At 62.1% G+C, this 8,326-nt stretch carries 9 protein-coding genes and 1 tRNA gene; 3 read left to right on the forward strand and 7 right to left on the reverse strand.

Features of this window, described 5'->3' with window-relative positions; genetic code table 11:
• Positions 1-3: 3 nt before the first annotated feature.
• Positions 4-219, reverse strand: coding sequence for a hypothetical protein (locus FNJ47_RS23895; protein WP_163157503.1), 216 nt, complete (start codon positions 217-219; stop codon positions 4-6).
• Between the two features lie 152 nt (positions 220-371).
• Positions 372-653, reverse strand: coding sequence for a hypothetical protein (locus tag FNJ47_RS23900; RefSeq protein ID WP_163157505.1), 282 nt, complete (start codon positions 651-653; stop codon positions 372-374).
• Between the two features lie 219 nt (positions 654-872).
• On the opposite strand from FNJ47_RS23900, the gene FNJ47_RS23905 reads away from it, so the two are divergent.
• Positions 873-1,931, forward strand: coding sequence for a polysaccharide deacetylase family protein (locus FNJ47_RS23905; RefSeq protein WP_163157507.1), 1,059 nt, complete (start codon positions 873-875; stop codon positions 1,929-1,931).
• Between the two features lie 85 nt (positions 1,932-2,016).
• Here FNJ47_RS23905 and FNJ47_RS23910 read toward each other — a convergent pair whose 3' ends face one another.
• Entirely contained in the window at positions 2,017-2,529 is a 513-nt protein-coding gene (locus FNJ47_RS23910) for a hypothetical protein (protein ID WP_236000076.1), read from the reverse strand.
• Positions 2,530-2,760: 231 nt separating this feature from the next.
• On the opposite strand from FNJ47_RS23910, the gene FNJ47_RS23915 reads away from it, so the two are divergent.
• On the forward strand, positions 2,761-3,624 hold the full coding sequence (locus FNJ47_RS23915; protein ID WP_163157509.1) for a carbonic anhydrase: 864 nt from the start codon (positions 2,761-2,763) through the stop codon (positions 3,622-3,624).
• 256 nt (positions 3,625-3,880) lie between these two features.
• A complete protein-coding gene (locus FNJ47_RS23920) occupies positions 3,881-4,936 on the forward strand; it encodes a hypothetical protein (protein ID WP_163157511.1) in 1,056 nt (351 codons plus the stop codon).
• Here the strand turns inward: FNJ47_RS23920 and FNJ47_RS23925 are convergent.
• The 4 genes from FNJ47_RS23925 to FNJ47_RS23940 form a co-directional block, all read right to left on the reverse strand.
• Positions 4,933-6,432 carry a glycosyltransferase gene (locus FNJ47_RS23925; protein WP_163157513.1) on the reverse strand — a complete coding sequence of 500 codons (1,500 nt, stop codon included), beginning with the start codon at positions 6,430-6,432 and terminating at the stop codon, positions 4,933-4,935. The two genes, FNJ47_RS23920 and FNJ47_RS23925, sit on opposite strands and share 4 nt — an antisense overlap.
• 30 nt (positions 6,433-6,462) lie before the next feature.
• Complete coding sequence (locus FNJ47_RS23930) at positions 6,463-7,440, reverse strand: hypothetical protein (protein ID WP_163157514.1); 978 nt, start codon at positions 7,438-7,440, stop codon at positions 6,463-6,465.
• Positions 7,441-7,797: 357 nt separating this feature from the next.
• Positions 7,798-7,873, reverse strand: a tRNA-Thr gene (locus tag FNJ47_RS23935).
• Between the two features lie 230 nt (positions 7,874-8,103).
• Positions 8,104-8,326, reverse strand: a 223-nt coding sequence (locus FNJ47_RS23940) for a hypothetical protein (RefSeq protein ID WP_206685345.1), incomplete at its 5' end; no start/stop codon positions are given.

Here is an 8,326-nt window from a genome sequence, read left to right on the forward strand (position 1 = left end):
TCATTACTGCCCGTTTTCGGCGAGCGTCTGCTGGCAGGCCTTGCTGAGGCGGCTGCGGTGTTCCTTCAGGCAGGCCAGCACGACCTGATCGCCCTCGCTGAGATGGGCGCGGCAGAGCCGCGAGGCATCGCGTGAGCAGGCATCACGCCCCTGCTGCTGTGCCGAAGCGGCCGACGTCAACAGAACCAGTGGAACGACGGCAAACAGAAATCGGGTCATCTCTCAAAGCCTCTAAGGAATAGAACGCTGGTTCTATAGCGTTTCAGTGCCGCGAAGAAGCTTGAAACGGCGGACCGAACCGGCCGGCTCCGCCCCGAGGTGATCACCCGGGCATGGCTCGGCGTCCCCGTCACCTCATTCGATGCCGCGAATCACTCGGCGGCGGCCCTGCGCTGCGCGGCGAGATCGCGATCCAGCACGACGCGGCATCCGCTGGTCAGCTGAGAGCGATTCCTGACCATGCAGGCGGTGATCCTGGGGATGTTCGGGATCTCCGCGCTGCACAGACGGAACGCGTCCCCCGAGCACATCTGCTGCGCCTCGGCGCTGAACGCGAAGCTTCCGGTCGACGACAGCAGCGACACCGTGGCCGCAACGGCCAACGCGACGGCGGCCCTGCGACCGTGAACCTGGTTTTTGAAAATGCTGGTCATGATCGGCTCCCATCGGCGCCGCAAATGGCGGTGCCCTTGTTTGATGGGTCCAATCCTGCCCGGGAGCGAGCTGACCGACCGTGATGGTCATCACGTATGGATAAGGCCCGCTTTTTCTTGTCGTTCCGGCGCCTTGTTGGGACCGCGTTAAGACCTTGTTGGCATTAATCGCTCGTTACGGCTGTGGCGTATCCTTAAGTTCCGAGAGAGTGTATAGCGATGCGTAGTGCGTTGGGCCTGATGCTGGCCAGTGTTGTAGCGGCGATTGTGATCGCCGGCGTGTGGTTCTGGACCTCCTCCCCGCGTGCCGACGCGGCTCCTCCGCAAACCACGGCCGCAGCCAAGGCCGATCCGCTCCCTGCGGCGGCAAAACAGGCTGCCAAGGACGATGTCGAGACGACCGCTGCGCTGTCGAAGCGCGCCGATGCCACCCAGGCGGCAGCCCCGGCGGCTGCCCCCGCTGCGGCACCGGCTCCGGGCCCCGTCGCGGCCGCGCCCAAATGCAACAATCCCGATGGGCTCGGCGTCAGCCGCACTGTCGTGGTCGACACCACAGGCGGCCCGGGCTTCGGCTTCCTGCAGTACAAGCAGTATGACTTCCTGACCGACCATGAGGTCGTGCTGACCTTCGACGACGGTCCGTGGCCGACCACGCCTGCCGTGCTGAAGGCGCTGGCGGACGAGTGCACCAAGGCGGTGTTCTTCCCGATCGGCCTGCACACCACCTATCACCCGGACATCCTCCGCCAGGTCGCCGCCGCCGGCCACACCATCGGCGCCCACACCTGGTCGCACGCACACCTGGCCGGCAAGAAGATCACCGAGCAGCAGGCCAAGGACGAGATCGAGAAGGGCTTCAGCGCGGTGAAGCTGGCGCTGGGCAGCAACCCGGCTCCGTTCTTCCGCTTCCCGGCGCTGGCGCACACCCCGGCGACGACAGCCTATCTCGGCACCCGCAACATCGCGATGTTCTCGGTCGACGTCGATTCCAACGACTTCAAGTCCAAGAGCTCCGACGAGGTCATCAACAACGTGATGACCAAGCTCGACAAGGAGCACAAGGGCATCATCCTGATGCACGATTTGCAGAAGCACACCGCGCAGGCGCTGCCGACGCTGCTGCGCAAGCTGAAGGCGGGCGGCTACAAGGTGGTCTGGATGAAGGCCAAGACCCAGATCGAGACGCTGCCGGAATACGACGCGATGATGGCGAAGACCGAGAAGCCGGTCGCATCGGGCCGGCCGATCGGCAACGTCGTGCAGACGATCGCCGAGTGACCCAGCCAACGCATCGAACACGCTCAACCCAAAGCGCCCCTGGATCGGATCCAGGGGCGCTTTCGTTTTCTGATCGCAGCGACCTTCATCTCGCCCGGCGGCTGCGGCTCTCACCAAAATATCGAAAACAACCCCATGCAAAGCAGCCGGCAGGTGCCGGGCTACCAGTAAATCCCGTGGCGATGCAGCTCGCCGATGATGCGGCCTTCGGTCCAGCGTCCTGCCTGGCGGCGATGGCTCGATCGGTGCGCGGTCGCGGGCCGGTCCGGTCCGGTGTCGGCCTTGCATCCGGCGCCGCCGACGGCTGGACATTGGCTTGCTGCGCTGGCGTCTGCTGCACGGCAGGCTGGGCTTGCGGCTGCGGAGTCGGCGCGGCGACCGGCGCTGTGCGCTCGACATATTTCGGCGCCTCCGGCGGCTTCAGCGGCGCTTCGACGGCCGGCGCCACCGGCGCATCGGCAAGCTTGCCTGCCGTCGCAACGGAATTCGATGCGGCTGCTGGTAGCGACGCGGCCCCGCCCAACGACAGGCTTCGTTCGCCGGCCTGCGCGGACGCGGACACCAAAACCATCGCCGTGATCAGGATGAGTTTGCGCATTGTTGTTCTCCCGTGGGTGGCGGGGAGACTAGCGACGCCGCATGAGCTGCTATGTGAGTTGCTTCACGCAGCCATCGCGTACCGTATTCAGCTCCCCGTGATCGCCCGCCACATTCTTGATCTGGATCAATGGCGGCTTGCCCATGGGCCGTTCAATCGGATTGCAGGTCTCTGTTTGCTGTCCGAGTCGCATTTGCTTGCCCAAAATTTTCCCAGCACAGCGCGGCTACGATGAAGACCTTCGACATCACGTATCGCTACAGCAGCGACGATGCTGCGATCAGGTCGACCCCGCCGGACAGTCATGCGGCGCTGCTCCGTCTGGAACAGGGCAACAATAGCTTCGCCACACTCCTCGACCACGATGAGGAAGGGAGCGTCGTGCAGCAGATCATTCCGGTCGATCTGCGTGACCTGGGCTTGCCGGCTGACAGCACCGTGCCGAAGCAAAGACCGTTTGCCGCGGTGCTCGGCTGCTCCGACGCCCGCGTGCCCGTTGAACTCATTTTTAACGAAGGACCCAATGATCTCTTCGTGGTCCGCGTCGCGGGCAACGGCCTCGGAATTGAGGTGCTTGGAAGCCTCAAATACGCCGTCGAGAATCTTGGCGGCAGCCTCAAACTCATCGTCGTACTCGGCCACAGCGGATGCGGCGCACTCACGACAGCCGTCGACGTGTTCCTGAATCCGCGTGAATACTTGCCGCTTGCGACGAAGCGTTCGCTTCGCAGCATTCTCGACGGTGCGCTGGTCGTGGTCCAGACTTCCGAAAGAAAGCTGGTCGCCGCCTTCGGGCCGGCCGTGGTGCAGCGCCCTGGATATCGAAAAGCCTTGATCGAGACCTCGATTGTCACCAACGCCGCGCTGGCGGCTTACTCAATACAAGAAGAATTGAGGACCAACGCCTACACCGGGATCGAAGCGGCTTACGGCGTCTACCTTCTGGAGAGCCGCGCGATATGGGCTCCCCGCTCCGGCGATATCGACGGATTTGGGTTGGCAGCGGCACCTCGGGATCTTGCAGCGTTCGTGGATCTCGGCGACGCCATCGTGCAATCACGGCGTATTGAATCGCTTTTGAACGCGAAACAATGACCGGAGACGTCTTCCCGGTCCGGGCGGCCGACGAGGCGGCATGGTCCAGTCGGGTTGTTGGAACCTGGTCCTATGGGTAGAGCCGCATTGCTGTACGGTCATACGCCTTGAGACAAGATCTCGGCGCAATGCCGCTTGCCCGCACATACCAGCGTCTACCGCACAGGCTTGTGTGCCGAGCCTTCGAGAGCTTGGGAATAGATTCGTCGGTTTGGCCCTCTCCTCTGGGCAGGATGCCTGAACTCCGGAGAACTCGGTGAGCGCAATTGAACAAGGTCGCATTCGGACCGGCGACAATACGTCCGCCGAAAAGCTCCGCTGGCTGACCCCGGCGGCGGGAGCGATGGCTTATCCGTTCCTGCTCGATGCATTTCATCTCGCCGTTTCTCCAACGAGCGGGGAGATGTCGACTGCGCGGCTGGTGCTCGCGGCGCTCTGTCTGTTCGCCGCGACGGCCGCGCCGTTGCTGGGCCTCGCCTGCGCCTGGCGGCTCACCAGGGCAGCACCGTCGTCGTTCGAACTGCGCGCGCGACGGCTCGCTTATGTCACCATCGCCGCGCCGCCATTGTTCGTGCTGACCGGCGTCGGTCTCGGACTGCTGCACATCCGTGTCAGCGATGAGCTCGTATGGGTCATGGGTTGGCTCGCCGCTGGTCTCTACGTGCTGCTCGGCAGCGAGCAGGAACGGCCGGCGAAATCAGCCGCGATTGCGCCATCCATCACCAGATGGCGCGTCGTGCACGGAGTGGCCGCGGCCGTGATTCTGCTCTACGTCGCGTTTCACCTCACCAATCATCTGCTGGGGCTGCTTGGACCTGAGGTGCATGCCGCCGTGATGAAGGTGGGCCGCACGGTCTATCGATCGTCCGTGATCGAACCCATCCTCGTTGCCTTGATGCTGTTTCAGGTCGCCGTCGGCATGCGGCTCGCCTGGCGTTGGAGCGCGCTGCCGGCAGATGCATTCCGTGTGTTTCAGATCGGCTCCGGTATGTACCTCGCGGCGTTCATCGTCACCCATCTGAATTCAGCATTCGTTTCGGCGCGCGCTGTGCACCACCTCGACACCAATTGGGCCTGGGCGTCCGGAGCACCGACCGGCCTGATCCACGATGCCTGGAGCATTCGGCTGGTGCCGCACTACGCGCTCGGCGTCTTCTTCGTCCTCGCCCATCTGGCTTCAGGATTGCGCGGCGTCCTGATCGCGCACGGCGTGGCGACGGCGGTCGCCAACCGGATCTGGGCAACCGGGCTCGCGGCCGCCGGACTGATCGCGCTTGCGATCATGAGCGGACTGTGCGGCGCGCGGATCTAGGCGGCGCAGATCTCTCGATAGGCGGCCAATTGAAGTGCGACGACACGCTGCGCGGAATGGCATTTCTCGAACCACCGACGCGCGGCATCGCCGCGGCCATTGTCGTCCAGCGGATCGGCGAGAATCTCGAAAATACGGGCAGCACAGGACTCGATGCTGTCGGCGACCAGGCAGGGCGGCGCCGCTCCGAAGAACTCCGCTGACTGGGTTTCGTCAAGATTGGTTATGACGCGGCGTCCGAGCGCCATTGCCTCAAAGGTAACTCCGCCCATCGCCGGTATCCTGAACTGATCGACGACGACCTCGCTCGAGCAGTAAAGCTGTCGAAGCTCCGCCTTGTTCAACGACGGTATCCACGAAACCATATCTTCGATTCGAAGCTTCTGAATGAGTTCCTTGCTTCGGTGAACGTCGACGCCCCATTCGACCAGGATGATACGAAAATCGCGATCGGTCTGCGCAACCTGCGCTACCGCCCTCAGAAAAAGATCATTGCCCTTCTGCATTGAAACGGGTGCTGCGCGCCAGTGATGGCGCGTCGGGCTAAAGAATGTGGTGACGTTGGAGTCCCGCTTCGAGATCCTGTGTTCTGCCCAAAAGTTTGAGATTTTTTCATCGTCGAAGGCATGTGGGAGGTAAACGGTGCGCTCCCTCTTCAATTCCAACCGTTTCACCGACGGCAGCACATCCGAGTTGGTCACGAACGAGAAGGCTGCGTTCTTGTACGCCGCCGAACACAGAATGCCGTTGTAGCTTTTCTCAAAAGGCATGTCCCGCAACGTGCCGTGTTCGTAACACGCGTAATTCTTGAATCCGTTGATGAACGGAATGAACCCGTCGATCGAATAGCCCTGAATGACGTCATATTGCTCCAACACGTCAGCGAATTCATTGGCAATGGCGGATGCGAAGGCATCGACAGAGACCAGAGCTTCTGCCGGATAGTCCGCAAACTGTCGCAACAGGTCACCAAGAAGCGCCGCACGTTGCGAAGCGCGTCGATCCTCTCCCTTGCCGTATTTTTCGAAGTAGCGAAACTCCGGGCGGTCGGCGATGTCCGGGTGGGTCACCACGGGAGCGCCCGACGAACCGACGTCGGACGAAATGGCGTCAGATGAAACGACGTCAGCGGCCGCGCTTTCGCCTGCAGCCGGCTCCACGGTATCAAGATCCGGGATCGTGAAGGCATCAGCAGGAAACTCGAATCCAAACCGCGGCAAGCCGCGGCTGCGTCTCTGACTTCGCCAAATCACGACCGCCAAACTCGGTCCGGCGACAACTCCGGTTTCCGCCTCACGTCGCAAATGATCAAATACATATTTCGTTAGAAGGGAGCGATACATTGATACGAGGCGGCTTGGTCCTCCATTGCTTTCGCTTGCAGCCGGCATCACGGCGTCACGGCCCGGGATCGTGAAGACATCAGCTGGAAACTCGAATCCAAACCGCGGCAAGCCGCGGCTGCGTCTCTGGTTTCGCCAAATCGCGACCGCCATGCTCGACCCGGCAACAACTCCGGTTTCCGCCTAACGCCGCAAATGAGCAAATACATATTTGGTTAGAAGGGAGCGATAGATCGATATGAGGCGCCTTGGTCTTCCATTGCTTTCGCTTGCAGCCTGCGTCGCCGCGCCAAGATTCGGCATCGTGAAGACATCGGCAGGAAACTCGAACCCAAAACGCGGCAAGCCGCGGCTGCGTCGCTGACTTCGCCAAATCGCGACGGGCAAACTCGACCCGGCGACCGATCCGCTTTCCGCCTCACGCTGCAAATGAACGAATACGTGTTTCGTCAGAAAGGAGCGATAGATTAAGATGAAGCGGCCTGGTCCTTTGGGATTGGCGAGAGATCGGCTTTGCTCGGTCTGCGGATCGTGCGGGGCCGCTTTTGATGAGGCCGGCGCAATGGGGGAGAGTGCGGCCTCTACGGTCGTCCCCGGCGGGACGATAGCCGGCTGATCGAGCGGCTGCGAAATTCCGGATGACTTGCTTAACTGGAAATCCAGAAACTCGTGCGCAATCGAGATCGTGTCTGCCAGATGCTCCGGCATCGGTGGACGGACTCGGCCCTCTGCGGAAGCGACGCCATCAAGGATCTCCCAGTATCTTGCCTGCAGCAGCGTCCAGAAAAATGCTGCGGCTCCGCTGTCGCCGAAGTTCTTCGCACGGAGATAAGAGAGGCATTCGAGAACGGAGCCTTGCACGAACCAGTCCGGTCGCCGCCAACCGCCCAACCCGGCAGCCCACCAATCCGGGAACATGTTGTCGATCTTGCCGTCGAAGCTTGCGGCCTCCCATTCCGGGCAACCCATGACGTGATAGTAGTTGTAGCAAATGACGTCCGCTTCGATTCCAAAACGTCGCTGAATCAAGGCATTGTTGTAGGCGTTGTTCGCGATGTTGCCGATATGCAGCACGCGCAGCGGGCGGCCGTGGGCGCGCTGGAATTCCTTCAGGAAAGCAAACTGTCGTTGCAGCTCGCCGTCTTGATTCTTGTGTCGCAACGCAGTCCCTCGCAATCGTATTTCAGTAACTAGCCTCCCGCGCGAGAGCGCACAACCAGCGAACACTCGCAGCGGTAATTCCGCTCTAAGTTGTGTCCTATTCTCACCAATGATTGGCTCGGACTGCGCTGACCCGAGGTTCATGTGACCATAATCGTGCACATCCACGACGCCTGGAGCATTCGCCCTGGCCGCATCGCGCACTCGGCGACGTCTTCGTCCTCGCTCATCTCGCGGGATTGCGCGGCGTCCTGGTCGCGATTGCGATCATGAGCGGACGGTGCGGCGCACGAATCAATGCACCGGCCGGGTTGCAGGAGCAGCCGGCCAGACCAGCACTGAGGATGTTTTGAGTGGTGGTGCCGCAAACAGGACTCGAACCTGTGACCCCGTCATTACGAATGACGTGCTCTACCAACTGAGCTATTGCGGCGGACCAGACGCAGCGTTCCACGGTTGCCTGAAAACGCGTGCCACCTGATATCGGGCAGCGGCCGCCTTGGCAAGGAAAACGCGGTTATTGAACCACACGACCGTTATCTAACCGCGAATTAGCTTCCCAAACGTGACAAAAATCCGCGCCAACCGCCCACCTGGACCTTGGGCGGGCCGATTTGTTCCGCAAATTCGTCCACCGCACCGTCCTCGTCGACCCCGGGGTCGTCAGGGGCCCGGATGATCGGGATCACCGCCGGGATGGGTGCCGGCGCCACCTTCGGCAGATCGGTCCGGGAACGGAACAGGGGGGCCGGTGCCGGGGGCGCCCAAGCCGCCGGAGGCAGCCAAGTCGGTTGAGCCGGTCGAGGTGAAGCCGGTCGAGATCAAGCCCGCGGAGCCCGCCCCGCCGACCGCCCAGGATAACGCCCTGGTACCGGCGGCCATCGAG

It is taken from the genome of Bradyrhizobium uaiense, assembly GCF_010811875.1.
GTDB classification, from domain to species: Bacteria; Pseudomonadota; Alphaproteobacteria; order Rhizobiales; family Xanthobacteraceae; genus Bradyrhizobium; species Bradyrhizobium uaiense.

Excerpts from the sequence above, each read along its gene's own strand:
- FNJ47_RS23895 (WP_163157503.1), bottom strand. The coding sequence starts at position 219 with ATGACCCGATTTCTGTTTGCCGTCGTTCCACTGGTTCTGTTGACGTCG.
- FNJ47_RS23900 (WP_163157505.1), bottom strand. The coding sequence starts at position 653 with ATGACCAGCATTTTCAAAAACCAGGTTCACGGTCGCAGGGCCGCCGTC.
- FNJ47_RS23905 (WP_163157507.1), top strand. The coding sequence starts at position 873 with ATGCGTAGTGCGTTGGGCCTGATGCTGGCCAGTGTTGTAGCGGCGATT.
- FNJ47_RS23910 (WP_236000076.1), bottom strand. The coding sequence starts at position 2,529 with ATGCGCAAACTCATCCTGATCACGGCGATGGTTTTGGTGTCCGCGTCC.
- FNJ47_RS23915 (WP_163157509.1), top strand. The coding sequence starts at position 2,761 with ATGAAGACCTTCGACATCACGTATCGCTACAGCAGCGACGATGCTGCG.
- FNJ47_RS23925 (WP_163157513.1), bottom strand. The coding sequence starts at position 6,432 with ATGGCGGTCGCGATTTGGCGAAACCAGAGACGCAGCCGCGGCTTGCCG.